Origin of the sequence: Marinobacterium aestuarii (assembly GCF_001651805.1) — a bacterium.
Classification (GTDB): Bacteria; Pseudomonadota; Gammaproteobacteria; order Pseudomonadales; family Balneatricaceae; genus Marinobacterium_A; species Marinobacterium_A aestuarii.
This window is the reverse complement of sequence record NZ_CP015839.1, coordinates 3939321-3965100: the sequence shown is the minus strand read 5'-3', so window position 1 is coordinate 3965100 and position 25780 is coordinate 3939321. Positions and strand designations below refer to the sequence as shown.

At 59.0% G+C, this 25780-nt stretch carries 23 protein-coding genes; 5 read left to right on the top strand and 18 right to left on the bottom strand.

Going from position 1 to position 25780, the window contains the following annotated elements; genetic code table 11:
* Positions 1-2 precede the first annotated feature (2 nt).
* On the bottom strand, positions 3-1214 hold the full coding sequence (locus tag A8C75_RS17245) for a Bcr/CflA family multidrug efflux MFS transporter (RefSeq protein ID WP_067385286.1): 1212 nt from the start codon (positions 1212-1214) through the stop codon (positions 3-5).
* Positions 1215-1503: 289 nt separating this feature from the next.
* On the opposite strand from A8C75_RS17245, the gene A8C75_RS17240 reads away from it, so the two are divergent.
* Complete coding sequence (locus A8C75_RS17240) at positions 1504-2265, top strand: glycerophosphodiester phosphodiesterase family protein (RefSeq protein WP_067385284.1); 762 nt, start codon at positions 1504-1506, stop codon at positions 2263-2265.
* Positions 2266-2386: 121 nt separating this feature from the next.
* Here the strand turns inward: A8C75_RS17240 and A8C75_RS17235 are convergent, their stop codons facing one another.
* The 16 genes from A8C75_RS17235 to aroQ form a co-directional block, all read right to left on the bottom strand.
* Positions 2387-2749: a histidine triad nucleotide-binding protein gene (locus tag A8C75_RS17235; protein ID WP_067385282.1), complete on the bottom strand. Its 363-nt coding sequence runs from the start codon at positions 2747-2749 to the stop codon at positions 2387-2389.
* Between the two features lie 45 nt (positions 2750-2794).
* Positions 2795-4324, bottom strand: a complete 1530-nt coding sequence (locus A8C75_RS17230) for a SpoVR family protein (protein WP_067385280.1) — start codon at positions 4322-4324, stop codon at positions 2795-2797.
* Positions 4321-5607: a YeaH/YhbH family protein gene (locus tag A8C75_RS17225; RefSeq protein ID WP_067385277.1), complete on the bottom strand. Its 1287-nt coding sequence runs from the start codon at positions 5605-5607 to the stop codon at positions 4321-4323. The genes A8C75_RS17230 and A8C75_RS17225 overlap by 4 nt, the downstream gene beginning before the upstream one ends.
* Positions 5608-5714: 107 nt before the next feature.
* The gene (locus tag A8C75_RS17220) at positions 5715-7637 is read right to left on the bottom strand and encodes a PrkA family serine protein kinase (RefSeq protein WP_067385274.1); all 1923 of its coding nucleotides are present in this window, start codon (positions 7635-7637) and stop codon (positions 5715-5717) included.
* A 482-nt stretch (positions 7638-8119) separates the two neighbouring features.
* Positions 8120-9187 (bottom strand): Leu/Phe/Val dehydrogenase, encoded by a 1068-nt coding sequence (locus A8C75_RS17215; RefSeq protein ID WP_084784128.1) that lies wholly within the window; start codon positions 9185-9187, stop codon positions 8120-8122.
* Between the two features lie 273 nt (positions 9188-9460).
* Complete coding sequence (locus A8C75_RS17210) at positions 9461-10561, bottom strand: tetratricopeptide repeat protein (protein WP_157890320.1); 1101 nt, start codon at positions 10559-10561, stop codon at positions 9461-9463.
* A 69-nt stretch (positions 10562-10630) separates the two neighbouring features.
* Entirely contained in the window at positions 10631-11245 is a 615-nt protein-coding gene (gene rhtB, locus A8C75_RS17205) for a homoserine/homoserine lactone efflux protein (RefSeq protein ID WP_067385266.1), read from the bottom strand.
* A 138-nt stretch (positions 11246-11383) separates the two neighbouring features.
* The gene (gene purD / locus A8C75_RS17200; RefSeq protein WP_067385263.1) at positions 11384-12673 is read right to left on the bottom strand and encodes a phosphoribosylamine--glycine ligase; all 1290 of its coding nucleotides are present in this window, start codon (positions 12671-12673) and stop codon (positions 11384-11386) included.
* 18 nt (positions 12674-12691) lie between these two features.
* The gene (gene purH, locus A8C75_RS17195) at positions 12692-14281 is read right to left on the bottom strand and encodes a bifunctional phosphoribosylaminoimidazolecarboxamide formyltransferase/IMP cyclohydrolase (RefSeq protein WP_067385261.1); all 1590 of its coding nucleotides are present in this window, start codon (positions 14279-14281) and stop codon (positions 12692-12694) included.
* Between the two features lie 42 nt (positions 14282-14323).
* A complete protein-coding gene (fis, locus tag A8C75_RS17190) occupies positions 14324-14605 on the bottom strand; it encodes a DNA-binding transcriptional regulator Fis (RefSeq protein ID WP_051103951.1) in 282 nt (93 codons plus the stop codon).
* Positions 14606-14637: 32 nt separating this feature from the next.
* Positions 14638-15624 carry a tRNA dihydrouridine synthase DusB gene (gene dusB, locus A8C75_RS17185; RefSeq protein WP_067385258.1) on the bottom strand — a complete coding sequence of 329 codons (987 nt, stop codon included), beginning with the start codon at positions 15622-15624 and terminating at the stop codon, positions 14638-14640.
* Positions 15625-15771: 147 nt separating this feature from the next.
* Positions 15772-17208 (bottom strand): DUF3426 domain-containing protein, encoded by a 1437-nt coding sequence (locus tag A8C75_RS17180; RefSeq protein WP_067385255.1) that lies wholly within the window; start codon positions 17206-17208, stop codon positions 15772-15774.
* A gap of 3 nt (positions 17209-17211) precedes the next feature.
* Positions 17212-18105, bottom strand: a complete 894-nt coding sequence (gene prmA, locus A8C75_RS17175; protein WP_067385253.1) for a 50S ribosomal protein L11 methyltransferase — start codon at positions 18103-18105, stop codon at positions 17212-17214.
* Between the two features lie 192 nt (positions 18106-18297).
* Positions 18298-19638 (bottom strand): acetyl-CoA carboxylase biotin carboxylase subunit, encoded by a 1341-nt coding sequence (gene accC / locus A8C75_RS17170; RefSeq protein ID WP_067385251.1) that lies wholly within the window; start codon positions 19636-19638, stop codon positions 18298-18300.
* A gap of 32 nt (positions 19639-19670) precedes the next feature.
* Positions 19671-20138: an acetyl-CoA carboxylase biotin carboxyl carrier protein gene (gene accB, locus A8C75_RS17165; RefSeq protein WP_067385249.1), complete on the bottom strand. Its 468-nt coding sequence runs from the start codon at positions 20136-20138 to the stop codon at positions 19671-19673.
* 78 nt (positions 20139-20216) lie between these two features.
* The gene (gene aroQ, locus A8C75_RS17160; protein ID WP_067385247.1) at positions 20217-20654 is read right to left on the bottom strand and encodes a type II 3-dehydroquinate dehydratase; all 438 of its coding nucleotides are present in this window, start codon (positions 20652-20654) and stop codon (positions 20217-20219) included.
* 302 nt (positions 20655-20956) lie between these two features.
* On the opposite strand from aroQ, the gene A8C75_RS17155 reads away from it, so the two are divergent.
* Together A8C75_RS17155 and A8C75_RS17150 are read left to right on the top strand one after the other, a co-directional pair.
* The gene (locus tag A8C75_RS17155; RefSeq protein WP_067385244.1) at positions 20957-21994 is read left to right on the top strand and encodes a DUF2333 family protein; all 1038 of its coding nucleotides are present in this window, start codon (positions 20957-20959) and stop codon (positions 21992-21994) included.
* Between the two features lie 25 nt (positions 21995-22019).
* Positions 22020-22784 (top strand): ParA family protein, encoded by a 765-nt coding sequence (locus tag A8C75_RS17150; RefSeq protein ID WP_067385241.1) that lies wholly within the window; start codon positions 22020-22022, stop codon positions 22782-22784.
* Between the two features lie 106 nt (positions 22785-22890).
* Here the strand turns inward: A8C75_RS17150 and A8C75_RS17145 are convergent, their stop codons facing one another.
* Positions 22891-23451 (bottom strand): hypoxanthine-guanine phosphoribosyltransferase, encoded by a 561-nt coding sequence (locus A8C75_RS17145; protein WP_067385238.1) that lies wholly within the window; start codon positions 23449-23451, stop codon positions 22891-22893.
* A gap of 328 nt (positions 23452-23779) precedes the next feature.
* Between A8C75_RS17145 and upp the strand changes: the two genes are divergently transcribed.
* Positions 23780-24403 (top strand): uracil phosphoribosyltransferase, encoded by a 624-nt coding sequence (gene upp / locus A8C75_RS17140; protein WP_067385235.1) that lies wholly within the window; start codon positions 23780-23782, stop codon positions 24401-24403.
* 13 nt (positions 24404-24416) lie between these two features.
* On the top strand, positions 24417-25715 hold the full coding sequence (locus tag A8C75_RS17135) for a uracil-xanthine permease family protein (RefSeq protein ID WP_067385232.1): 1299 nt from the start codon (positions 24417-24419) through the stop codon (positions 25713-25715).
* The last annotated feature ends 65 nt before the right edge of the window (positions 25716-25780 follow it).

Sequence of the window (25780 nt, the reverse complement as noted above, 5' to 3'; positions counted from 1 at the left end):
CGTCAGGCGGCCTTGTTAACCGGGATATCGGCTTTTGCGTCAAGCGCCGGTTGACCGGCCGCCAGGAAGGACATGATGGCCAGAATGCCGCACACCGCCATGACCGAAGTCATCGGCAATGCGCTACCGTCGTGGAAGAAACCCACAGCGGCGCCGCCGAATGAGCCGACACCAAAGCGCAGTGAGCCGCCGAGGGCTGATGTGCTGCCGGAAATCTTGGCAAAGCGATTCATGACTTCAGACAGGGTGTGCGCGCTGATAATGCCGTAGGTGCCCACAAAGAGAACACAGGCCAGTACGATCAGCGCCAGTGGCGGTTGGGACAGGGTGCTGAGGACGGTCAGCAGTACGCACACCAGGCCTATCAGTAAAAACGTCAGCTGCAGCACGCGCTTTGAACTCAGGTGTGTAAAGCGATTGGCCAGGGTCGTGAGGGCCATCAGGGCGATGATATTCAGGCTGAACAGCAGTCCGTAGTATTGTTCGGCCACGCCAAACAGCTCGATATAAACGAATGGAGACGCCGCCACGAAGGCCATCATGCCGGCAAACATGAAGCCTGCGCTCAGCATGTGGGCGAGTGCGTGTCTATCCCGCAGCAGGCTACCGTAGTTGTGCAGCAGCACCGCCGGGCGCAGCGGTACACGCTGCTGAGCAGGCAGGGTTTCGTCGACCTTGAGGTGAAACAGGATCATCCCAACGACGGCAATCAGTGCCAGTACCCAAAAAATCAGACGCCAGCCTCCGACAACCAGCACCAGAGCACCCAGCATGGGGGCGATCAGGGGCGCGACCGCCATGACCATCATGATAACGCTCATGGTGCGGGCGAAATCACTGCCCTCGAAACGATCCCTCACCAGTGCCGGCACAGTGACGGCCATGGCGGCAGCACCGGCCGCTTGCAGGGCGCGGGCCATCAGCAGCCAGTGGATATCGGCAGCCAGAGCACAGAGAATGCTGCCGAGGATAAACAGCAGCACGCCGGTAATAATAACGAAGCGTCGACCCATGGCATCGGACAGCGGACCGAAAATAAGCTGTGGCAGGGAAAATCCGATCAGGAACACGGTCAGGCTCTGCTGTACCGCTTCGGTCGAGGCATCAAGCCCGCTGGCGATGGCGGGCATACTGGGCAGGTACATGTCGATTGCCAGCGGAGAGAGTCCGATGAGCAGGCCCAGAATGATAATAAAGGCTTTGTCCGTGGTCATAAATAGGCGATCTGCAATGTAAAGGTGGTGATACAGACGTGAAATACCATGGCGATAACGCGGGGAGCCGAGACAGTCCACAGCATAATGGTTCTGGTGTCGCCGCAAGAGCGACGCGGGTAATCACGCAAACTGAAATAAACTGACGCCAGTCGAACTAGACTGCACAGGGACACCGATTTTAGCACTCATCGGGTGCCTTTGCCGGCGGTGTTTTACGAACTTACTGTTGCAATAATTGCGCTAATTCGGGTTGGTTCTGATTCGATAAATGCACAGAGGAACGGACATGACAGACACTCCCTTGGCTGATCGTCTGGTTGCGCACCGCGGCTATGCGGCGCGCTATCCTGAAAATACCCTGCTGGCGGTGCGCGAGGCGCTTAATGCCGGCGCCCAGTTTGTGGAGGTCGATATCCAGCTCAGCGCTGATCATGTTGTGGTGGTATTTCACGATGATGATACCCAGCGCTTGTGCGGCCAGGACGGTGCTGTACAGGCGCTGCAACGGGCAGATCTCGCCGCGTTATCCTGCCATTACCCCTCCCGCTTTGGTGAAAACTACAGGGGCGAAACCCTGGCAACCCTGGCAGGGTTGAGGCTGCTGATGCAGCAGTTTCCCGATGTGGTTTTCTTTATTGAGCTCAAGCGCGGATCCATCGAGCTCTTTGGCCGGCGCGCATTCCTGCAGGCCGCAGCTTCGGGGCTGGCGGCGGTGCGTGATCAGGTTGTGTTGATCAGCTATGACCGCCCGATTCTGCAGCAGGCGGCAGAGCTTGGCTGGCGTATCGGTGCGGTACAGGATCACTGGCCCGAGGCAGATGATCAGGTGCTGCAGCAGCTCAAGCCTGAATTTCTGTTTCTGGATGTCAAGGCTCTGCCGGCCGGACCGCTGGCGTGGCAGGGCGTGCGCCTGGCAGTGTTTGAGGTGGCGGATGCCGACCAGGCGCAGGCGTTGATGTACCGGGGCGTCGAGCTGGTGGAAACCTTCGAGATTGGCGAGATGCGCTATGCGCTGACCTGTCGACAGGAGGCATTAGACGCGCAGTAAATATACGCAGTAGACAAATCGAGGGGAGGGACCGGCACCGTTCGCCGGCCGCTATTCAGGCGCAGGCCGAACCCCCGGGTGCAGTTGTGGTCTGCTGCATCCGAAGACTGTCAGGGGTGAATCAGAGCGTCTTGAGTTTAGCCTGGTAGGGCGGCCATCCCATGGCCTTGCCACCCAGTATGTGCAGGTGGATATGGTAAACGGTCTGGCCTCCGTGGTTATTGCAGTTCAGCACGGTACGGTAGCCCTCAGTGGCAAAGCCCTGTTCCTCTGCGAGTCTTGCCGCCACCATGACCATATGGCCGACGACCTCGCGGTCCTGCGTCGAAATGTCATTCAATGTGGCGATGTGCCGGCGCGGAATCACCAGGGCATGGAAGGGCGCCTGTGGGTTGATATCGTTAAAGGCAATCACCTGGTCGTCTTCGTAGATGATCCCCGCCGGGATTTCCTTTTGCAGTATTTTGCAGAACAAGCAGTCCATATCAGCCCTCGTGGCGCCGGAGTTGAGTTGTCCGCCGCCATGGGGTCAGAGTGTTTCGAGTACTTCCCGTGGCGGACAATGGTATTGCGCACAGACGGTATCGTCGGCCTTGACGGACTCGAGATGAACGTCAAAACCCCAGAGCCTGTGCAGATGCCGGAGGACCTCTTCGGAGCTCTCCCCCAGCGGCTGATTATTATACATGTAGTGGCGCAGGGTCAGGGAACGATCACCGCGTACATCGACGTTGTATACCTGAATATTGGGTTCGCGGTTGCCCAGGTTGTACTGCGCCGACAGGTCTTCGCGGATGCGCTGGTAACCGGCTTCGTTGTGGATAGCTGATACCTTGAGCGTGGGGCTCTCGGCATCGTCGTAAATTTCGAACAGCTTGAGCTCTCGAATCAGTGCCGGTGACAGGTATTGCTGAATGAAACTCTCGTCCTTGAAGTTCTGCATGGCGTAGTGCACGGCATCGAGCCAGTCGGTACCGGCCAGTTGCGGGAACCATTCGCGGTCTTCATCCGTGGGGTGCTCACAGATACGGCGGATGTCCTGCATCATGTGATACCCCAGGGTGTAGGGGTTGATGCCACTGAAGTAGGGCGAGTCAAAGGGTGGCTGATAGACCACGCTGGAATGGCTGTGCAGAAACTCCATCATGAAGCCGTCGGTGACCAGGCCTTCATCGTACAGGCCATAGAGCAGATTGTAGTGCCAGAAACAGGCCCAGCCCTCGTTCATCACCTGAGTCTGTTTTTGCGGATAAAAGTACTGTGAGATCTTGCGCACTATGCGTACGATTTCCCGTTGCCAGGGTTCCAGCAGTGGGGCGTTTTTCTCGATGAAATAGAGGATGTTTTCCTCCGGGTCCTTGGGGAAGTGTGAAACTCGGGCGGTTTCATGTTCTTCCTTCTGCGGGATTGTGTTCCAGAGATCATTGAGGTGACGCTGGATGTATTCTTCGCGGTCGCGCTGGCGCTGGCGTTCTTCCTCGGCGGTCAGCGGCTGCGGGCGCTTGTAGCGGTTGACGCCATAATTCATCAGGGCATGACAGGAGTCGAGCAGTTCCTCCACCGCTTCGGCGCCGTAGCGCTCTTCGCAATCGGCGATGTATTTCTTGGCAAACACCAGGTAGTCGATAATGGCGGAGGCATCGGTCCAGGTCTTGAACAGGTAGTTGCCCTTGAAAAAGGAGTTGTGACCGTAGCAGGCATGGGCAATGACCAGCGCCTGCATGGTCATGGTGTTCTCTTCCATCAGGTAGGCGATGCTGGGGTTGGAGTTGATGACGATCTCGTAGGCCAGCCCCATCTGGCCGCGCTTGTAACGCTGTTCGGTCTCAACGAACTGTTTGCCGAAGGACCAGTGGTTGTAATTCAGCGGCATGCCGATGGAAGAATAGGCATCCATCATCTGCTCGGAGGTAATGATCTCGATCTGGTTGGGGTAGGTGTCCAGGCGAAACCCCCTCGCCAGACGGGCTATTTCCTTGTCGTATGCCTCAATCAGCTCAAAGGTCCACTCCGAGCCGGTCGACAGTGGTGCTTTTTTCTTCGCTGGACGACTCGTCATGCAGCACCTTCCATTTTCCGTGCAAACAGTTTGCGAAAGACGGGGTAGATGTCGGAGGCTTCCTCGATCTGATGCATCGCAAAGGTTTCCGGGTAGGCTTCACGCACCCGCTCATATTCCAGCCAGAGGTTCTGGTGCGGCCCGGTGGTGATTTCGACGTAGGCATAATACTGCACATGGGGCAGCACCTTGTTGATCAGGATTTGGCGACAGGCATCGGAGTCACCATCCCAGTTGTCGCCATCCGAGGCCTGGGCGACATAGATATTCCAGTCACCGGCGGGGTAGCGGTCGCGAATGACATCGCCAGACAAGGTCAGGGCGCTGGAGACGATAGTGCCGCCGGTTTCCCGGGAATAGAAAAACTCCTCTTCATCCACTTCCTTGGCGTGGGTGTGGTGGCGGATAAAAACCACTTCTATCTGTTTGTAGTTTCGAGTCAGGAACAGGTACAGCAGAATAAAGAAGCGCTTGGCCATGTCCTTGATGGCCTGGGTCATTGAGCCGGACACGTCCATGACGCAGAACATGACCGCCTTGCTGGAAGGGACCGGCACGCGCACCAGGTTGGTGAACTTGAGATCAAAATCATCGATAAAGGGCAGCTTGCGGATTTTCTTTTCCAGCGCCTCTATTTCTGCCCGCAGCAGCTCGCGGAGCTTGGCATTTTCAGGGTTGGAGGGGGCGTCTTCCAGTTTCCAGAGTTCTTTCTTCAGTTCCCGCACCTGGCGCCTGTCCTTGCCGGACAGCGCAATGCGTCGCGCATGGGCGGCACGCAGGGAACGAACTATATGAAGCTTTTCCGGTGAACCCGATGTAGTGAAACCTGCGCGCCGGGTTTCGGTCTGGGTCGCGTCGCGCAGCTTTTTCTTGACCATATAGGGCAGTTCAAGGCCTTCAAACAGGAAATCGAGGAACTCTTCCTGATTGATATTGAAGGTGAACTCGTCCAGACCTTCACCCTGGTTGCTGGCCTTACCCTTGCCACTGCCACCGCCGCCACCGCCCTGGGGCCGGCGGAACTCGTCGCCCTCCATATATTCCTTGTTACCGGGGAAAATACGCTGCCGCTGGCCTCCATCGCCATGGTGAAAAACGGGCTCGGAAATGTCGCGATTGGGAATCGTGACCTGACCGCCCTGTTCTATTTCCTTGATGGATCGCTGATTGACCGCTTCTTCTACCGCTCGCTTGATGTGCTTGCGGTAGCGACGCAGGAAGCGCTGCCGGTTTACGGTGCTCTTCTTCTTTGCGTTAAGGCGACGATCAATAATGTAACTCATACCCTGCTCCTTAGCCGGCATCCTTCGCTACAGTCGCTGTTGCGATGTGGCGGGGAACGCCGAGCCCGTGTTGGGGGCGACAGCAATCAGTAACAGGCGCGGAGCCGTTACTGGGACTTACGTACGCGGATATACCATTCGCTCAGCAGGCGCACCTGCTTCTCGGTGTAGCCGCGATTGATCATGCGTTTGACAAACTCGCCATGCTTGCGCTGATCGTCCGACGAGGCCTTGGCATTGAAGGAAATGACCGGCAGAAGATCTTCGGTATTGGAGAACATCTTTTTCTCGATCACGGTGCGCATTTTTTCGTAGCTCATCCAGGTGGGGTTGTTGCCGTTGTTGTTGGCCCGGGCGCGCAGCACAAAGTTGACGACTTCGTGACGGAAATCCTTCGGATTGCTGATGCCCGCCGGCTTTTCGATTTTTTCCAGTTCCTCGTTGATGGCCTGGCGGTCCAGAATATCGCCGGTCTCAGGGTCACGGTATTCCTGATCCTGAATCCAGAAGTCGGCGTAGGTGCAGTAGCGATCGAAGATGTTCTGGCCGTACTCCGAGTAGGACTCGAGGTAGGCGGTCTGAACTTCCTTACCGAGGAATTCAATGTACTTGGGTGCGACAAATTCTTTCAGGAAGCCAATGTAGCGTTCCTGGGTTTCTGTCGGGAACTGTTGCTGTTCTATCTCTTTTTCCAGCACATAAAGCAGGTGTACCGGGTTAGCGGCGACCTCGCTTGGATCGAAGTTGAATACCTTGGACAGAATTTTGAATGCAAAGCGGGTCGAGAGGCCATTCATGCCTTCATCCACGCCGGCGGCGTCCTTGTACTCCTGTAATGATTTAGCCTTGGGGTCCGTGTCCTTCAGGTTTTCGCCATCATAGATGCGCATTTTCGAGTAGAGGCTGGAATTTTCCGGATCCTTGATGCGGGACAGGGTGGTGAACTGGGCCAGCATGCTCAGGGTGTCCGGGGCGCAGGGCGCCTTGTTGAGCGAGCTGTTTTCCAGCAGCTTTTCGTAGATTTTGACTTCCTCGGAAACCCGGGTGCAGTAGGGCACCTTGACGATATAGACACGGTCGATAAAGGCTTCGTTGGTCTTGTTGTTCTTGAACGTCTGCCATTCCGACTCGTTGGAGTGGGCCATGACAATGCCGTCATAGGGAATGGCGCCCATGCCTTCGGTGCTGTTGTAGTTGCTTTCCTGGGTGGCGGTCAGCAGCGGATGCAGCACCTTGATCGGCGCCTTGAACATCTCGACGAATTCCATCATGCCCTGGTTGGCGCGGCACAGGGCACCGGAGAAGCTGTAGGCATCGGGGTCGTGCTGCGGAAATTCTTCCAGTTTGCGGATATCGACCTTGCCCACCAGGCTGGAAATGTCCTGGTTGTTTTCATCGCCGGGCTCGGTTTTGGCCAGGGCGATCTGGTTCAGGATGGAGGGGTAGAGTTTGACCACCCGGAACTGGCTGATATCGCCGCCGAACTCTTTCAGTCGCTTCACGGCCCAGGGGGACATGATGCCCTTGATGTAGCGCCGGGGAATACCGAATTCCTGCTCCAGGATCTCGCCGTCTTCTTCCGGGTTGAACAGCCCCAGGGGGGATTCGAATACCGGTGAGCCCTTGATGGCGTAAAAGTGCACGTGTTCCAGCAGGTGTTTGAGCTTTTCCGCCAGGGACGACTTGCCGCCACCCACGGGACCGAGCAGGTACAGAATCTGTTTGCGTTCTTCGAGGCCCTGGGCGGCGTGCTTGAAGTAGGAGACGATATTTTCGATCGCTTCTTCCATGCCATAAAATTCGTTGAAGGCGGGGTAGCGCTTGATTAACTTGTTGGAAAAAATGCGACTTAAACGTGAATCTCGGGAGGTATCGACGGACTCGGGTTGTCCGATTGCCTGAAGCATGCGTTCCGCCGCGCTGGCATAGGCCGTTGGGTCTTCCTTGCACATAGCAAGGTACTCCTGCAGGCTCATTTCTTCCTGCTGCGTCGAGGAATAACGCGCTTTGAAATGCTCAAAAATACTCATATCGGCTACCTTCTCTGTCTCATTACCACTTGATTGGTAAGGTTTTTAGTCGTTTGACCTGTCCTGTTGCCTGCTGTTGATTCAAGTGTAGCCCACCTTTGGTGTGCCGGTGAATGTTCCTGTGAATTTTGCCAGACGCCTGTCCGTCACCCCTTTGATAGCGCCACTCTGAGCAAGTTCAGGACTGTTAAATAACCATTTCAAGACGTCCTGAATCCTTCATTTCAAGCAGGAATCGGGCCGCTTCGTTATCTTCTTGTCGTGGCGCAGCCCATTCTGGATCTGGCGCGGGTCTTCGCTGTTGCGATTATCGATGTCGCACAACACCGGTATAAACATTTCTTGCTTGTTTTCCCTGGGCAGCTCCAGGGTGTACGACTTTTGGCCTGCGCCGGTTCAGGTGCAGACCGTCAATAGGCCTGACGGGAGCAACCTGGGGGGCAACGGCCCGCATCAACTGCTGCGCGATCTTCGTTGCTGCACTATTGAGTATTCGCAGCTGATTCTCTACATTCCCCGGCTGTTTGGACGCCTGCCGCGATAATGGTCTCGGCTCGCTGGTCTGCAAGCAGGCTGGTGGCCGTATCAAGGGCGTCAGCCTGGCGGAACAGTGCCTGGAGTTCGGCGCCGATTTGGTGCACCTTGGCACTAATGTCCTGCGCCGGTGCCCGGGCATGGTTCAGGGCAACAAACACAAGGCCACCGGCGTTGATCAGGTAGTCAGGCGCATACAGAATCCCGCGCTGATGCAGCATCTCGCCGTGGCGCTCTTCCGCCAGCTGATTGTTGGCCGAGCCCGCGATGATGCCGCTGCGCAGCTTGGGGATGCTGTCGTCATTGAGGACGGCACCCAGACCGCAGGGGCTGAAAACATCGGCCTCGACCCCATAGATATCGCCGGGATCGACACGCCGGGCGCCGAAGGCCTGCACCGCCCTGGCACAGCGTTGCTCATCCAGGTCGCAGACGGTCAGTTGGGCGCCGGCTTCATGCAGCAGCCGTGCGACCTCGAAGCCAACATGACCAAGACCCTGCAGCGCAACCCGAATGCCGCACAGGGAGTGGCGGCCGAGTTTGTGGCGCACGGCGCTGCCGATACCCTCGAAGACGCCAAGTGCCGTGGACGGTGACGGATTGCCGGTGCGGCTGGTGCAGCTGACCCAGTGGGTGCGGGTGGCGATGGCGTCCATGTCCTGTACCTGGGTGCCACTGTCCATGGCGGTGATATAGCGCCCGCCCAGCTTGTCGATAAACTGCCCGAAGGCGACCATCAGGGCACGGCGGTCATAGTCCCCCGCAGGCTGCATAATGACCGCCTTGGCACCGCCGTGGGGCAAGCCTGCCAGGGCGGCCTTGTAGCTCATGCCCCTGGCGAGGCGAATGGCATCGGTGATGGCGTCCGCATCACTGGCATAGGCAATCAACCGGCAGCCGCCTATGGCCGGACCCCGGACGGTGGAGTGGATGGCGATAATGGCACGCAACCCTGTATTCGGATCCGTGGCAAAATGAAGGTCCTCGAGACCTGCGCTTTCCATCTGTGCAAACATGACCAGATCCTCCTTGCAGCGGCTAGGTATCAGCGGCTTTTTTGCGTGGGCAACGGCCTGCCCGGTACCTTTTGGATAGCACAGGTTTTGCTAAAGTTCAGGCATCAAAATTAAAATAAGTGTTTGATTTTGCAGGTGCGTACAGGGTGATCGGTAACGCTGGCGGGGGCTGTGGCGGTTTTGCCACTAATCTGCGAAGACGTAAAATAAAACGCACCCCGGAAGGGTGCGCAGAGGCTGAGCTGAGTGTGACTGGATTGGTGCAGGCGGCGCTTACTGTTGCAATGGCTGCTCGGCGCTGATGAGCCAGGTTGAATTCATGCGGATAAGGCTCAGGACGCGCTGCACCGGCTTGCCTTCCTGCGACGGCAAGGGACCCGCCTGCAGAGTCACCTCAACCCAATCCGGGGTCATCAGGGCGAGCTCATAGGCCTGCAACTGCAAAGCTGGCGCGGGGCTGACCAGTGACTGCAGCCACTGTGCATGGTTAATTTTGCTGCTGGGGCTAAAGCCCGGGATATAGAGCGCGGCGCGCTGCTCGGCGGCATAGGTCGGGCTTTTTGCCCAGGATTCCAGTGTATGCCCGACCTCGGTGGTGATCGAGCGGGCGGCATCCGCATCCTGGCCTGCATCCAGAGTGTCGAGCTGCGGGGCGGGGCGGTTGCGGCGCAGGCCCAGAGCATCGCTGTAGGTGTTACCCGCCAGCGCGCCATACAGGCTGCGCAGGTTGGCGTGAATGGTGGCGTAGTAGGGGTGGGTTGAAAGCGCCTGCTGCAACTGGCTGATGGCCTCGCTGTACTGGCCTGTCTCCGCCAGCATGACGCCCAGGTTGTTATAGGCTTCGGGGCGCTGGGGATAGAGTCCGATCAGCTGAGTCAGCTCCGCCTGGGCATGCTGAAAGAAACCCTGGCGGTAGAGCGATTGAGCCTCATCCAGACTGTCCCGGTACTTTGCATCAGCCAGTAGCCTGGGCAGCGGCGGAGCAGGCTCAAGCTTTGGGGCATCCTTTGGTACTACTGGAGGTGACAGTACGACATCGGACTCATCGCTGCTGGCGGTACTGTCGGCCCGGACGTTTTTTTCGTTGTTGAGCCAGTTTTTTATCTCGGCCAGATCCGCATAGAGGGCATCGTCTGTCGGGTTGTCATTGCTGCGGGGGGCTGCCGGCGCAGGTTCTACCTTGGCCTGCACGCTGGGGTCGCAGCTGAAGGATTCGGTATCACCGCCACGCAGGCAATAGGGCGAGTCGGGTCGAGCTATATCCTGCTGTGCGGGCCTGCTGCTGCAGCCGGCCAGGATGACTGTCAGCAGGGTGCCGAGCATCAGCGTCGTTACGGTGCCTTGTGCCAATCGTACTCGTCGTAGCAAATACATAGATAGGTCCATCTTCCTGACAAAACTCCTGTGAAAGCCTGCGCCGCGATCGATACCGCCGTTATGCTGTCAGTGTTGTGCGCCCGAGAGCACCAGACCCGCGCCTATGAGCGCACTGCCGGTGATACGGTTCTGGGTGCGGCGGGCTTTGGCATCCTGCATCAGATGGCGCAGGCGTGATGCCAGCAGACTATATCCGGTCATGACGCACCAGTCGACGGTCACCAGGGTGGTGCCGATGATCAGCAGTTGCGGTAGCTGTGGTTGTGCGGGGTCGAGAAACTGCGGAATCAGCGCGAGCAGAAACACCAGTCCCTTGGGGTTGGTGATATTAATCAGCAGGCTCTGGCCGAAGGCGCGGCGCCAGTCGGACGGCCGGCCCTGGTTCAGGTCCAGCTCTGCCCTGTCACGCCATTGCTGGATACCCAGCCACACCAGGTAGGCAACGCCCAGCCACTTTATGGCGCTGAACAGGGTCACGGAGGCGGCAACCAGACTGCCCAGCCCGATTCCCACAACGATGATCTGGATGCCATAGCCGCCGATCAGTCCGAGGATGGCGGGTTGAGCTCGGCCCAGGCCCTGGCTCAGACCGTAACTCATGGCGGTAACGGCGCCGGCGCCCGGCGACAGGCTGATCAGGGTCGCGGCCCCAAGCAGTGTAAGCCAGATACTTAACGTCATTCGATTAACCTGTTCAGTGGGAAGCAGTTGCGCTCAGTGGCGCAGCCTGCCGGATCAGCGTTGCTCATCATAAACAAAAACAGCCGCCCGGGGGCAGCTGTTTTGGTGCTTAGGCTAAAAGCTTCTAGCTTCTAGCTTCTAGCTCTTGGCTTGTTCCCGTGCAATTGCTCGGTAAGCAATGTCCGTCCGATAGTAGGCACCTTCCCAGCTAACCTGCTGCAAGAGTGCATAGGCACGCTGCTGTGCCTCGGTGACGCTATCGCCCAGTGCCGTGACGCAGAGTACCCGGCCGCCGGCTGTCACCACCTGGCCATCGCGCAGGGCGGTGCCGGCGTGAAAGACCTTGCTGCCTTCCGGGGTCTGGGCGGGCTCGGAAATGACATCCCCCTTGCGGTAGTCGCCGGGATAACCGCCCGCGGCCATGACCACACCCACGGCAGGACGCGGATCCCAGTCAATGCTGACCTGATCCAGGCGACGCTCGATGGCCGCCATGCACAGGTCCGCCAGGCTGGACTTGAGTCGCAGCATGATGGGCTGAGTCTCGGGGTCGCCGAAGCGGCAGTTGTACTCGATCACCTTGGGGGTGCCATCGGCCATGATCATGAGGCCGGCATAAAGGAAACCGGTGTACTCGTTGCCTTCCGCCGCCATGCCGCGCACCGTGGGCATGATGACTTCGTCCATGGCGCGCTGGTGGATCTCTGGCGTCACCACGGGGGCAGGGGAATAGGCACCCATGCCGCCGGTATTGGGGCCGGTATCGCCGTTGCCGACACGCTTGTGATCCTGGCTGGTAGCCATGGCAAGTACGTTTTCGCCGTCCACCATGACAATAAAGGAGGCTTCTTCGCCGTCGAGGAACTCCTCGATCACGACGCGGCTGCCAGCATCGCCAAAGGCATTGCCCGCCAGCATGTCACGGATGGCGTTTTCGGCTTCTTCCAGCGTCATGGCAACGATCACGCCCTTGCCGGCGGCAAGACCGTCGGCCTTGACGACGATGGGCGCACCTTTTTCACGTACATAGGCCAGGGCCGGCTCTATTTCGGTGAAGTTCTGGTAGTCGCCGCTCGGAATCTGGTGCCGTGCCAGGAAGTCCTTGGTGAAGGCCTTGGAGCCTTCGAGCTGCGCAGCGGCGGCGCTGGGACCAAAAATGGCCAGGCCTTCGGCGCGAAAACGGTCCACCACGCCTGCCACCAGTGGTGCTTCCGGGCCGACGATGGTCAGGTCGATAGCGTTCTGGTGGGCAAAAGCCACCAGAGCATCCTGATCCAGTACGTCTATGGCGACGTTTTCGAGCTTGGCTTCGTTGGCAGTCGCGGCGTTGCCGGGTGCCACGAAGACTTTCTCGACACCGGCGTCCCGTGCAACGCTCCAGGCCAGGGCGTGTTCACGCCCGCCGGAGCCGATGATCAATACTTTCATGGAATCTCCTCGCACGCCTTAGTGGCGGAAGTGACGCATGCCGGTGAAGACCATGGCGATGCCGGCTTCGTCGGCAGCCTTGATCACTTCGTCATCGCGCATGGAGCCGCCGGGCTGGATCACCGCGGTGATACCGGCCTTGGCTGCATTGTCGATACCGTCGCGGAACGGGAAGAAGGCGTCGGAGGCCATGACCGCGCCCTCAACCTGCAGCCCGGCGTGTTCCGCCTTGATGCCGGCGATGCGGGCGGAGTTGACGCGGCTCATCTGGCCGGCGCCGACACCGACGGTCTGACGGTTCTTGGCGTAGACGATGGCGTTGGACTTGACGAACTTGGCCACTTTCCAGGCGAAGATCAGGTCGTGTACTTCAGCTTCGCTTGGCGCGCGCTGGGTCACGATCTTGAGGTCGGCGGCCGTGATCATGCCGGTGTCACGGCTCTGTACCAGCAGGCCGCCGTTGACGCGCTTGTAGTCCAGATCGTTGATACGCTCGGCGGACCACTGACCGCATTCCAGCAGGCGTACATTGGCCTTGGCGGCAACCACGGCACGGGCTTCCTGGCTGATGCTGGGGGCAATGATGACTTCAACGAACTGGCGGTCGACGATGGCCTGGGCCGTGTCGGCATCGAGCTCGCGGTTGAAGGCGATAATGCCGCCGAAGGCCGATTCGGTATCGGTGGCGTAGGCCAGTTCGTAGGCCTGGCGAATGCCGCCTTCGGGGCTTACGCCCACACCGCAGGGGTTGGCGTGCTTGACGATAACGCAGGCCGGCTTGACGAAGCTCTTGACGCACTCAAGGGCGGCATCGGTATCGGCGACATTGTTGTAGGACAGTTCCTTGCCCTGCAACTGACGGGCGGTGGCAATGCCAACATCCGCCGGATTGGCTTCAACGTAGAAGGCCGCTTTCTGATGCGGGTTCTCGCCGTAGCGCATGTCCTGTGCCTTGACGAACTGGGTGTTGAAGGTACGCGGGAACTCGGCCGGCGCCTCTTCAGTACCATCGACGATGGCGCCCAGGAAGTTGGCAATCATGCCGTCGTAGGCGGCCGTGTGTTCGAAGGCCTTCACGGCCAGATCGAAGCGGGTCTTGTGACTCAGACTGCCGGCATCTTTCAGTTCCGCCAGGATGGCGTCGTAATCGCTCGAATTAACGACGATGGCAACATCCTTATGATTTTTGGCAGCAGAACGCACCATGGTGGGGCCGCCGATATCGATATTCTCGATTGCCATTGGCAGATCGCAATCCGTCCTGGCAATGGTCTGGGCGAAGGGGTAGAGGTTGACCACCACCATATCGATTGGCGCTATGCCATGGTCCTGCATAACGCCATCATCGATGCCGCGGCGGCCCAGAATGCCGCCGTGAATTTTCGGATGCAGGGTTTTGACGCGCCCGTCCATCATTTCGGGAAAGCCGGTGTGGTCGGATACTTCAACGGCGTTGATGTTCTGCTCGCGCAGCAGCTTGAAGGTGCCGCCGGTGGAGAGGATTTCGACGCCCTGGGCCGCGAGGGCCCGTGCAAATTCGACGATGCCGGTCTTGTCCGACACGCTGATCAGTGCGCGGCGAACCTGGGTGCTGTGTTGCTCTGCCATGGTAGTTCGGGTTTCCGGTTTCCGGTTAACGAAGTGAATCTATTACAGCAGTCCGTACTGCTTCAGCTTCTTGCGCAGGGTACCGCGGTTCAGACCGAGCAGCTGGGAAGCCTTGGTCTGGTTGTCCTTGGTATAGGCCATCACGGTTTCGAACAGCGGTGCTTCGACTTCCGCCAGAACCATCTGGTAGACGTCGGTCACCGGCTGGCCGTCCAGCTGCTTGAAGTAGTGCGTCAGAGACTGGTGCACATTGTCACGCAGCGTTTGATTGCGCGTGTCCTGTGGCTGTTGCGTGGCAAGTGTCGGCTGTTTAAGTTCTTTAATATCCACTTTGCGTGTCTGTCCATTGCCTGTGATCAGGCCGCTGTGCCGCTTTGTGCCCACTGGGCAAAAAAGTCGTCAATAGCGGCGAACTGGTCGTCTGCTGTTTCCAACTGATTGAATGCTTGTCTAAAGCAACTGCCACCCTGTTCGGCCTGCAGGTACCAGCCCACATGCTTGCGTGCGATGCGCACGCCCATGTAGTCACCGTAAAACTGGTGTAGTCCCTGCACATGCTCGAGCAGAATTCCCTTGATTTCAGCCAGGCCCGGCGCCTCCAGCCTGCGCCCAAAGCGCAGGAAGTGATCGATTTCGCGCAGTACCCAGGGGCGACCCTGGGCGGCGCGGCCGATCATCACCGCATCGGCACCGGTATAGTCCAGCACTTTGCGGGCCTGTTCCGGGGTGCGAATGTCGCCGTTGGCGAATACCGGCAGTGATACGGCCTGTTTGATGTCTCTGATGGTGTCGTATTCGACCTCGCCCTTGTAGCTGCAGGCGCGTGTTCTGCCGTGCACGGCCAGGGCGCTGATACCTGCATCTTCCGCGATCTTTGCCACATTGAGTCCGTTGCGGTTGCTGGTATTCCAGCCGGTACGGATTTTCAGGGTAACAGGTACATCAACGGCCCCGACCACGGCATGCAGGATACTGCGTACCAGGGGTTCATCCTGCAGCAGGGCGGATCCCGCCGCCTTGTTGCAGACCTTTTTGGCCGGGCAGCCCATGTTGATGTCGATGATCTGGGCACCGCGCTCCACGTTCATGCGCGCTGCCTGCGCCATCATCTCAGGGTCACCACCGGCAATTTGAACCGAACGGGGTTCGGGTTCACCGGTATGATTGAGGCGGTTGATGGACTTGCGGCTGTTCCATAGCCTTGTATCGGAGGTCACCATTTCGGACACCACCATGCCGGCACCCAGTCGTCGACAGAGCTGACGAAAGGGTCTGTCGGTAACACCTGCCATTGGTGCCAGAATTACCTGACTGTCAATGGTATAGGGGCCGATTCGGAACATGGAGGACCTTTTTTCAGAGAAAAAAACACCGCAAAACCCAAATGGGCTTCGAACCTGGTTCACTCAAGGAAGGTGGGCAATGATACCGCTTCAGGCGAACGCGTCCAACCCGTATCTGATGAAAAAATGAACAAAAACGCGCTTGCGCTAAAGCTGGGCTGGTGCTAGCTGAACCTCATAGCTGACGGCGCGCCGGCCCGGATCCAGTATCGCCAGATTGACCTGGAATGGCTGCGAATTCGGCATCTTCAGCGGGTCCAGTATATCGTCCAGATAGTCCTGCGGTTGTAGCACGCGACGGGCGACGGTACGACCGCGAATGTCGGAAAAGCTCAGCTCGATGGCGGGGAAGGGCTGGCGGAAACTCGCGGTGTTTTCCAGCAGCAGGTCGATGCTGAGGGCATCCTCATAGCGGGGGTGAGCCCGCACGACCAGCTGACGGTTGTGAATCAGCTCCACCGCCTGGTAGGGCGGTATGGCACACTCAAGCTGATGACACAAAATGTCATAGGCGTCTGCCAGCAGCGGTTCGCGGGACCACTCGATACGATTGAACCAGGCCAGCTGTGAGGTCAGCAGTACAGCGGCTGCAAGGCAGCCAAGGCTCCAGCCGAGCACGGCGCCGGGGGTTGTGGGCGTTACCGGGTGCCTAAGCTCCAGTGGTTCGGCGTGCAGATCCTGCAGTGCGGCCAGCCCCTGTGGCTGGGGCGTCGAGTGTGGTTGCGGTGCGACCTGTGGCACCGGCTGAAATTCAGTCTGCACGGGCGCTGCGGGGGGCCTGGGCTGTGCATGTGCAGGCGGGCTGTCGGCTTCGGTCGCCGTAATGATGGCAGGCTCAGGCTGTGTGCTAGAGGGAGCAGGCTGTTCCTGTTCCTGTTCCTGTTCCTGTGAACTGTGAGCAGGCATAGGGGGGGCAGAAGCCAATTCCACGACAGGCTCAGGCTCAAGTTCAGCAAGAGCGACCTTCTCGGCCGGCCCGCCCTGGTCACAGGCGGGTTCGCCAGCTGCAATGGGGGCAGACGCGGGTTCGGTGATACTGTGCGGGCCGTATTCGCCGGTGGCTGGGGGCTTGTGCGTGCCTGGCTGCGTGATGGGTGTCTGTTCAGGCAGCTCTTCAGATGGAGCATCCTGTGCCGGTGTGCGCAGAAAGCTGGCGATCGGAATGGGTGTCGAGGGCTTCTGGGGGGCAGTCCTGCGCCAGTTGCGCTGCGGTCGATCCTGTGGAGCTTCGGCGGGGCTGCTGACTTCCAATGGTGCATCGGGGTCAAAGACGGCCGGGTCGTCCACCGGATTCACCGGCTCTGCTGGACGCTGTGCTTGTGCCGCCGAGCTGACCTTGGGAGCTTGCGCATAGCGCACATGCAGCGAGTATTCCTGCGGCGCGGGTCCTTCTTCGGCATTACCACCGCTGCTGGTGTCAGGCTGTGAGTGTTGTGTCCCGGTGTAGGGTTGGTGTGCCCGGGCATCGAATACCCGCAGGCAGGCACCGCATCGAACCTTGCCATCGGCCAGCCTGAGCTGGCCATCGCTGACATTGAAGCGTGTTTCACACTCCGGACATTCGGTGACGATGCCGCCGTTCATGGGTTATAACCTCGTGCCGGAGATCCTGATCCAGCCTTCGCGTTCAGCAACCGGATCCAGTTTGAACCACTGACCGTAGGCGGCGCCAATATCGCCGGCCTGACGTTCCAGCAGACCTGAAAGCGCGATGCGTCCGCCGCTGCGCACACGTGCGGCCAGTGTCGGTGCCAGTTCGACCAGCGGGCCTGCGAGGATGTTGGCGACCAGCAGGTCGGCTTCGAGTTCCGGTGCCGCAGGTGGCAGACAGGTGTGCAGGCGCGCGGGGTCGAGCTTGTTGCGCTCCAGATTGCTGTTGGTTGCCTGCAGCGCCTGGACGTCTATATCGACCGCCAGCACATGGCGTGCACCCAGCAGCAGGGAGGCAATGCCCAGAATGCCGGAGCCGCAGCCGTAGTCGATAACCTGTTTGCCTTCCAGCGGCTCGCCGTCCAGCCATTCCAGGCAGAGTGCCGTGGTGGGGTGGGTGCCGGTTCCGAAGGCGAGGCCCGGGTCCAGCATCATGTTGACGGCATCGGGATCAGGCGCTTCGCGCCAGCTCGGGCACACCCACAGGCGCTGCCCAAAACGCATGGGGTGATAGTTGACCATCCACTCCCGCTCCCAGTCCTTGTCTTCAAGGATTTCAGCCTTGAGCTCTGGCATGGGGGTGCCGGCGAAGAGCTGCTCATGTGCCTGGTGCACGAAGCGGGTGGTCTCTTCCAGGTCATGTTCGGTAGCGAACAGGCCTGTGATGGTGGTGTTCGACCACAGTGGCGTAGTGCCCAGGTCCGGTTCGAAAATGGGCTCGTCGGCCGAGTCCTGGTAGGTGACGGCGGCGCAACCGGCGGCCAGCAGAATGTCCTCATACTGCTCGGCGGCGTCCGGTTCGATGGAGAGCTTGATTTGTAGCCAGGGCATGGCGGATCCGTATTCGTAAGTGTTATAGCTGAGTATGGCTGATTCATGCGACACAGGAAACCTTGCGGCTTTCCCGTGCTACGCATTGCACCGCAAAGATGTTGCGCTCTATACGCAAAAGCCCGCGAGTGCGGGCTTTTCGGGCCTGCCGGGATTCGCGCAGGAATTCCGGCAGGCTGTGGTCCTGGGACTTTACAGACCCAGTTTCTTCTCCAGGTAGTGAATATTCACACCACCCTGGGCGAAGTTGGTGTCGCGCACGATCTCCTGATGCAGCGGGATGTTGGTGCGAATGCCTTCTACCAGCATTTCGTCCAGTGCATTGCGCATGCGGGTCAGGGCGATTTCACGGCTGTCACCGAAGGTGATCAGCTTGGCGACCAGTGAGTCGTAGTGCGGCGGCACTGTGTAGCCGTTGTACAGATGCGAATCGACCCTGATGCCAAAACCGCCCGGCGTGTGAAAGTGCTTCACGGTGCCGGGGCTTGGCAGGAAGGTTTTGGGGTCTTCGGCGTTGATGCGGCATTCAAAGGAATGTCCGCGTACGACTATATCTTCCTGCTTGTAGAACAGCGGCAGGCCGGAGGCGATACGCAGCTGTTCCTTGACGATATCGACGCCGGTGATCATTTCGGTGACCGGATGCTCAACCTGAACGCGGGTGTTCATTTCGATAAAGTAGAAGTGACCGTTTTCATACAGGAACTCGAAGGTGCCGGCGCCGCGGTAGCCGATGGTGATGCAGGCATCCACGCAGGACTTCAGCACGCGCTGGCGCGCCTCTTCGTCGATATGGGGCGCGGGCGCTTCCTCAACCACCTTCTGGTGACGGCGCTGCATGGAGCAGTCGCGGTCATACAGGTGAATCGCATTGCCCTGGCCATCGGCCAGAACCTGGACTTCCACGTGGCGCGGGTTCTCGAGGAACTTCTCCATGTAGACCGTATCGTCGCCAAAGGCGGCGGCAGCTTCGGACTGGGTAACATGGATGGAATTCAGCAGTGCCGCTTCCGTGTGGACAACGCGCATGCCGCGACCACCACCACCGGAGGCGGCCTTGATGATCACCGGGTAGCCGATACGGCGGGCGATGGCGTGAACTTCATCGGCGTCTTCGGGCAGCGGGCCATCGGAGCCCGGCACTGTCGGTACCTTGGCCTTTTTCATGGCCCTGATGGCTGAAACCTTGTCGCCCATCAGGCGGATGGTTTCGGAACTTGGGCCAATGAACTTGAAGCCTGACCGTTCAACCTGTTCGGCGAAGTTGGCATTTTCCGCCAGGAAGCCGTAGCCGGGGTGAATACCGCTGGCATCGGTCACTTCGGCGGCGCTGATGATCGCCGGAATGTTCAGGTAGCTGTTTTTGGACGGAGCCGGGCCAATGCAGACGGCCTCGTCTGCCAGGCGCACATGCATCAGGTCACGGTCAGCAACGGAGTGCACCGCGACGGTTTTGATACCCAGCTCTTTGCAGGCTCGCAGAATTCGCAGCGCAATTTCGCCTCGGTTGGCGATGACGACTTTTTCAAGCATCGGGTAAATTCCTTGATCTGGCGAAGAGGCGCTTAGACGATGGTGACGAGAGGCTGGTCGTATTCGACCGGCTGGCCCTCTTCAACCAGAATGGCTTCGATCACGCCGGACTTGTCGGCTTCAATCTGGTTCATCATCTTCATGGCTTCAACGATGCAGATCACATCACCGGCCTTGACGGTCTTGCCCACTTCAACAAAGGGTGGCGAGCTTGGTGACGGCGAACGGTAGAAGGTGCCGACCATCGGCGAGAGCACAACGTGGCCGTTAAATTCTGCCGCGGCAGGCTCAGCGACAGCAACGGGTGCTGCGGCAGCAGCAGCAGCAGGCGCAGGCGCCATGGCCATCTGCGGGTAGCCGGCCGGCATCATCATCTGGGCAGGGACGGACTGAGCCATGCGGCTGATGCGCACGGACTCTTCACCTTCCTTGATTTCGATTTCGTTGATGTTGGACTCTTCCAGCAGTTCGATCAGTTTTTTGACTTTGCGGATATCCATTATGATCTCTTTTTAAATTCTTGAAGTGGCGGAAGTGGGTTCAGGAGCCTGTCCGGCGACGATCAGACCCCGCGTGAGTTATGCCAGACCGTCTACGACAGCCTGCAATGCAAAGTTGTACCCCTGGCTGCCGAAGCCGCAGATCACGCCCCTGGCGACATCCGAAAAATACGAATGGTGCCGGAATGCCTCGCGTGCGTGCACATTGGACAGGTGGACTTCGTAAAACGGAATATCCACCCCCAGCAGGGCATCGCGCAGTGCGACACTGGTATGGGTGAATGCCGCCGGGTTGATAATGATAAAGGCGACGCCTTCATCCCGGGCAGCATGGATGCGGTCGATCAGCTGATATTCGGCATTGCTTTGCAGATGGCTCAGCTGGTGGCCGGCGGCCTGTGCCTGCATTTCCAGCGAACGGTTGATGTCCGCCAGCGTGGTAGCACCGTAAATTCCGGGTTCCCGGGTGCCGAGCAGGTTCAGGTTGGGGCCGTGCAGCACCAGTATTTTTGCCATCAATAAAGCCTCAAAAATCAACAGACTTGCGACATACAGGAGGTTAGATCGCATAGTTTGCATGAATCCGGAGGCAGTGTCTATCGCAAGCCATAATTTGCGGCGTTAGCGGCTATTTCAACGAAGTTAACCTAGATTTCCCGGTCTGTTGTCCATCATTGGTGATGTTTTTTTGTCCATTGAGCGCTTTTTGCGCCAGAACCCAGCCGGGGTGCCGGGGGCCGGGCGTTGACGCTGTTGGGCAAATCAGTGATAGTGCGGTGCAGCATTCAGAGCACATCCAGGTTATTAAGGGAACGGCATTGGAAAAACTGCAGCGTTGGTGGCTGGGCATATGGGATCGGATAGCGGCGGGCCCTGGGTCTTCGGCCTGGCTCAAGGGGATAGGCGTATTGCTGGGGCTTTATTTACTGAGCGCACTGGTGGTGGGCCTGTACTGGAGCTGGGAACCGGCGCGTTTTGATGTTGAGGCCAAGGCCGTGCCCCATGAGGGTGCCGCGCCTGCGGTGGGTTCGCACACCAGTGGTGCACTGATCGAAATTGTCGAAACCCTGCTGAACAAGCCGGGCGGCTACCTGAGTAACGACAGACTGCCGCCGGGTATCTGGCTCGATAACGTGCCCAACTGGGAGTTCGGTGTGCTGGTACAGGCGCGGGATCTGAGCCGTGCCCTGCGCAAGGATTTCAGTCGCTCGCAGTCGCAGTCAACGGAAGATGGGGACCTGGCGAAGGCCGAACCGCTGCTGCACTTCAACAACAAGAGCTGGCTGCTGCCCTCCACCGAGGGTGAATACCGCAAGGCGGTCAAGCACATGCGCCAGTATCAGCTGCGCCTGGCTGACCCGGCCCAGACCCAGTCACAGTTTTATGCCCGTGCCGACAACCTGAACAACTGGCTGGGGGATGTTTCCACTCGCCTGGGGAGTCTGTCGCAGCGCCTCAGTGCCAGCGTCGGTCAACGCCGTCTGAATACGGATCTGGCCGGTGAAATCGATGCGCGCCAGTCGACCCAGGGCATGGCCGAACAGGATATACAGACGTCCTGGCTGGAACTGGATGATGTCTTCTATGAGGCTCGCGGTACAGCCTGGGCGCTGATTCATATTTTGCAGGCGGTGGATGCTGATTTTGCCGTCGCGCTGGAGAAGAAGAATGCCCGTGTGAGTCTGGAGCAGATCGTGCGCGAGCTCGAATCCACCCAGGAAACCATCTGGAGTCCGATGGTGCTGAACGGCAGCGAGTTCGGTCTGGTCGCCAACCACTCTCTGGTGATGGCGTCTTATATTTCCCGCGCTAATGCGGCCATCATCGACCTGCGCAAACTGCTGTCGCAGGGATGATGTCGATTTCGGAGAACAGGATTCGATGAAACGAGTTGTCTTTAACCAGAAGGGCGGTGTGGGCAAATCCAGCATCACCACCAACCTGGCCGCCATCAGCGCGACCCGGGGTCTGAAAACGCTGGTGATCGACCTGGATCCACAGTGCAACTCGACCCACTATCTGCTGGGCGAGAACGCGGCCCACACCCAGACGGATATCCGGGACTTTTTCGAGCAGATGCTGAGCTTTCAGCTGAAGACGGCCGGGCCCGATGAGTTTGTGCACGAAACGCCCTATGAAAACCTGTTTCTGATTCCGTCCAACCCGGATGTTACCGATCTGCAGGCCAAGCTCGAGTCCAAGCACAAGATCTACAAGCTGCGCGATGCCCTGAGTCAGCTGGACGACTACGATGCCATTTACATCGATACGCCGCCGGCGTTCAACTTCTTCACCCTGTCTGCACTGGTGGCGGCGGATCGCTGCCTGATCCCGTTTGACTGTGACGAATTTGCCCGCCAGGCGCTGTACAGCCTGATGGATAATGTGCGCGAAACCCAGCAGGACCACAACGCTCAGCTGCGGGTCGAGGGCATAGTGGTGAACCAGTATCAGCCGCGGGCAACCCTGCCGCAAAAGATGGTGGCGGATCTGATGGCGGAAAATCTGCCAATGCTCAGCAGCAAGATATCATCCTCGGTGAAGATGCGTGAGTCCCATAATGAGTCGCGCCCGCTGATTCATATGGCACCCAGTCACAAGCTGACGCAGGAGTTTGTCGCCCTGTTCGACGAGCTGCACCCCTGATACTCAGACGGTTGTCGTAAAAAAGCCGGCGAGGGCAGTGTTGCCCATCGTCGGCTTTTTTGTGTTCAGGCTCCCAAGCCCGGGCGGAAACTTCCTTGCCCCTTGATTACATGCCCTTGACGGCGAAGATGCCCGGCGCATTGCGCCAGTAACCGTGATAATCCATGCCAAAGCCAAACAGGTAGCGGTCTTCGGCGTTGAGGCCGACGAAGTCTGCCTTCATGCCCGGGCGCGCCTTGCGGTCATGCATCTTGTCGACCAGTACCGCGGTATAGACCTCGGCGGCGCCTTCACGCTCAAAGTGGTCGATGATTTCCGCCAGGGTGTGACCTTCATCCAGAATGTCGTCGATGATCAGCACCGGGCGGTCCTTGAACTCCACCATGGGCGGGACCTTCCATTCCAGCCCGAAGCCGCGGGTGCTGTTGCGATAACGGGTCGCGTGCAGATAGCTGGCTTCGAGCGGGAATTCGAGCCGTGTCAGCAATTTGCCGCCAATCACCAGGCCGCCGTTCATGATGCTGAAGAGAACGGGGTTGCGATCGTGCAGGGTCAGGCTGATGGCGTCGGCCATGGCGTCGATGGCGGCTTCCACCTCGCAGGCGCTGTGCAGCAGGTCCGCTTGGGCGTAAACCTCGCGGATATGGTCCAGGTCGGTATTGGGCATGGGATCAGGCGTCAGAATAGATAAAAGTGTTCAGGCGCCGGGCGATGGGCCCGGTGCGGCTCATCGGGCTCACAATACTGACTGACCGGTCAGATGGCAAGCCGACCGGCGGATGACAAATTCCCGCCTTTTGGCTAGGATGCACCCACATTTTCTGACCGGCACGACAATTGCTGTATAAATCGGGGCTGGGACGGTATTCGCAGGATGCCGCCTTTGTGTTCGATGCCGGTGGCAGCCCTGGTGCTGGCACGGGTTTCAGGTCGCTGGTTTAACATGGGGTCCGGCTTGCTGAGCGGATTCTAACTGTCGTCAAAGAGGTTTGTGCATGAGCGTTCACGAAATCCGCCACCCACTGGTCCGCCACAAGCTGGGTCTGATGCGGGCCGCCGGTCTGAGTACCCGCAGTTTCCGGCAGCTGGCGTCTGAGGTTGGCTGTCTGCTGACCTACGAGGCGACCAAAGACCTGGAGCTGGAAACCTATCAGGTGGACGGCTGGTGTGGCGCCATGACGGCGGAGCGCATCAAGGGCAAGAAAATCACCGTGGTGCCGATTCTGCGCGCCGGCATCGGCATGCTCGATGGCGTGCTGGAACTGGTGCCCGCCGCCAAAATATCCGTTGTCGGTCTGTACCGTGACGAGACAACCCTGGAGCCGGTGCCGTACTTTGAAAAGCTGGCCAACGATATTGAAGAGCGCATGGCGCTGATCATTGATCCAATGCTGGCGACGGGCGGTTCCCTGATCGCCACCATCGATATGCTGAAGAAAGCGGGTTGCACCAGTATCCGCACGCTGATTCTGGTGGCAGCACCTGAAGGTCTCAAGAAGGTGCAGGAAGCACACCCGGACGTGGATATCTTCACGGCGTCCGTTGACAGTCACCTGGATGAACACGGCTACATCATTCCGGGTCTTGGTGACGCCGGTGACAAAATCTTCGGTACCTGAGGGGAACTGAACCATGTCTCACCACGGTGAATATCACCTGAGCGGATGGCGCGGTGCGCTGGCCGGTTCGCAAATGCTGTTCGTGGCCTTCGGTGCCCTGGTGCTGGTGCCGCTGTTGACCGGGCTGAATCCGAGCGTTGCTTTGTTTACCGCCGGTGCCGGCACGCTGCTGTTTCAGATCGCCACCAAGCGGACGGTGCCGGTCTTCCTGGCGTCGTCCTTCGCCTTTATCGCGCCCATCATCTACGGCGTCCAGACCTGGGGCATTCCCGCCACCATGGGCGGGCTTATGGCGGCCGGGATGCTGTATCTGCTGCTGTCGCTGGCGGTGAAGCTTCGCGGTGTCGGTTTTATTCATCGGCTGATGCCGCCGGTGGTGACGGGCCCCATTATCATGGTGATTGGCCTGGGGCTGGCGCCGGTGGCGGTAAACATGGCCATGGGCAAAAGCGGCGATGGCGCTTTCGAGCTGTTCCCGTACGCTGATGCCATGCTGGTGTCCATGGCGGCGCTGCTGTCCACCCTGGTAGTAGCGGTGTTTGCCCGCGGTATCTTTCGCCTGGTACCTATCCTCTCCGGCGTACTGGTCGGATACCTGCTGGCCAACCTGATGGGCATGGTGGATTACACGCCGGTGCAGCAGGCGGCCTGGTTCTCGGTGCCGGCCTTTGTGGCGCCGGAACTCAACTGGCAGGCGATCCTCTTCATGCTGCCGGTTGCCATAGCGCCTGCGATTGAGCATGTCGGTGATGTGCTGGCCATCAGCAGCGTGACGGGCAAAGACTACCTGAAAAAGCCCGGCCTGCACCGCACCCTGCTGGGGGACGGTATCGCAACCTCTACCGCCGCCATGCTTGGCGGACCGCCGAATACGACCTATTCGGAAGTGACAGGCGCGGTCATGCTGACCCGTGCATTTAACCCGGTGGTGATGACCTGGGCTGCGGTCTTTGCTATCGCTCTGGCCTTTATAGCCAAGATCGGCATTTTGCTGCAGACCATTCCAACCCCGGTGATGGGGGGCATTCTGATCCTGCTGTTCGGCTCCATTGCCGCGGTGGGCATGAATACCCTGATCAAGGCGCAGGTTGATCTGAGCGAGCAGCGCAATCTGGTCATTGTTGCCACTGTGCTGGTGTTCGGCATTGGCGGCATGGTCGTAGGCCAGGGTGAAACGAGTCTGCAGGGCGTCGCGCTGAGCGGTTTTGCGGCCATTATTCTGAACCTGATATTGCCGCGCAGCACTGCCGATACGGACGATCTGGGCACGGAAAAGGCGATGGTGGATGAGATGCTGGAGCGCGGCCACTAAGCCTTTCTTCGGTAGATGACGGGGCGGCAGGCTCGAAGGTTGCAGCCCTTCCTTTTGGTCGCTGC

Coding starts and splice junctions, on each gene's coding strand:
- A8C75_RS17245 (WP_067385286.1), bottom strand. CDS start 1,214: ATGACCACGGACAAAGCCTTTATTATCATTCTGGGCCTGCTCATCGGA.
- A8C75_RS17240 (WP_067385284.1), top strand. CDS start 1,504: ATGACAGACACTCCCTTGGCTGATCGTCTGGTTGCGCACCGCGGCTAT.
- A8C75_RS17235 (WP_067385282.1), bottom strand. CDS start 2,749: ATGGACTGCTTGTTCTGCAAAATACTGCAAAAGGAAATCCCGGCGGGG.
- A8C75_RS17230 (WP_067385280.1), bottom strand. CDS start 4,324: ATGACGAGTCGTCCAGCGAAGAAAAAAGCACCACTGTCGACCGGCTCG.
- A8C75_RS17225 (WP_067385277.1), bottom strand. CDS start 5,607: ATGAGTTACATTATTGATCGTCGCCTTAACGCAAAGAAGAAGAGCACC.
- A8C75_RS17220 (WP_067385274.1), bottom strand. CDS start 7,637: ATGAGTATTTTTGAGCATTTCAAAGCGCGTTATTCCTCGACGCAGCAG.
- A8C75_RS17215 (WP_084784128.1), bottom strand. CDS start 9,187: ATGTTTGCACAGATGGAAAGCGCAGGTCTCGAGGACCTTCATTTTGCC.
- A8C75_RS17210 (WP_157890320.1), bottom strand. CDS start 10,561: ATGTATTTGCTACGACGAGTACGATTGGCACAAGGCACCGTAACGACG.
- rhtB (WP_067385266.1), bottom strand. CDS start 11,245: ATGACGTTAAGTATCTGGCTTACACTGCTTGGGGCCGCGACCCTGATC.
- purD (WP_067385263.1), bottom strand. CDS start 12,673: ATGAAAGTATTGATCATCGGCTCCGGCGGGCGTGAACACGCCCTGGCC.
- purH (WP_067385261.1), bottom strand. CDS start 14,281: ATGGCAGAGCAACACAGCACCCAGGTTCGCCGCGCACTGATCAGCGTG.
- dusB (WP_067385258.1), bottom strand. CDS start 15,624: ATGTTCCGAATCGGCCCCTATACCATTGACAGTCAGGTAATTCTGGCA.
- A8C75_RS17180 (WP_067385255.1), bottom strand. CDS start 17,208: ATGAACGGCGGCATCGTCACCGAATGTCCGGAGTGTGAAACACGCTTC.
- prmA (WP_067385253.1), bottom strand. CDS start 18,105: ATGCCCTGGCTACAAATCAAGCTCTCCATCGAACCGGACGCCGCCGAG.
- accC (WP_067385251.1), bottom strand. CDS start 19,638: ATGCTTGAAAAAGTCGTCATCGCCAACCGAGGCGAAATTGCGCTGCGA.
- accB (WP_067385249.1), bottom strand. CDS start 20,138: ATGGATATCCGCAAAGTCAAAAAACTGATCGAACTGCTGGAAGAGTCC.
- aroQ (WP_067385247.1), bottom strand. CDS start 20,654: ATGGCAAAAATACTGGTGCTGCACGGCCCCAACCTGAACCTGCTCGGC.
- A8C75_RS17150 (WP_067385241.1), top strand. CDS start 22,020: ATGAAACGAGTTGTCTTTAACCAGAAGGGCGGTGTGGGCAAATCCAGC.
- A8C75_RS17145 (WP_067385238.1), bottom strand. CDS start 23,451: ATGCCCAATACCGACCTGGACCATATCCGCGAGGTTTACGCCCAAGCG.
- upp (WP_067385235.1), top strand. CDS start 23,780: ATGAGCGTTCACGAAATCCGCCACCCACTGGTCCGCCACAAGCTGGGT.
- A8C75_RS17135 (WP_067385232.1), top strand. CDS start 24,417: ATGTCTCACCACGGTGAATATCACCTGAGCGGATGGCGCGGTGCGCTG.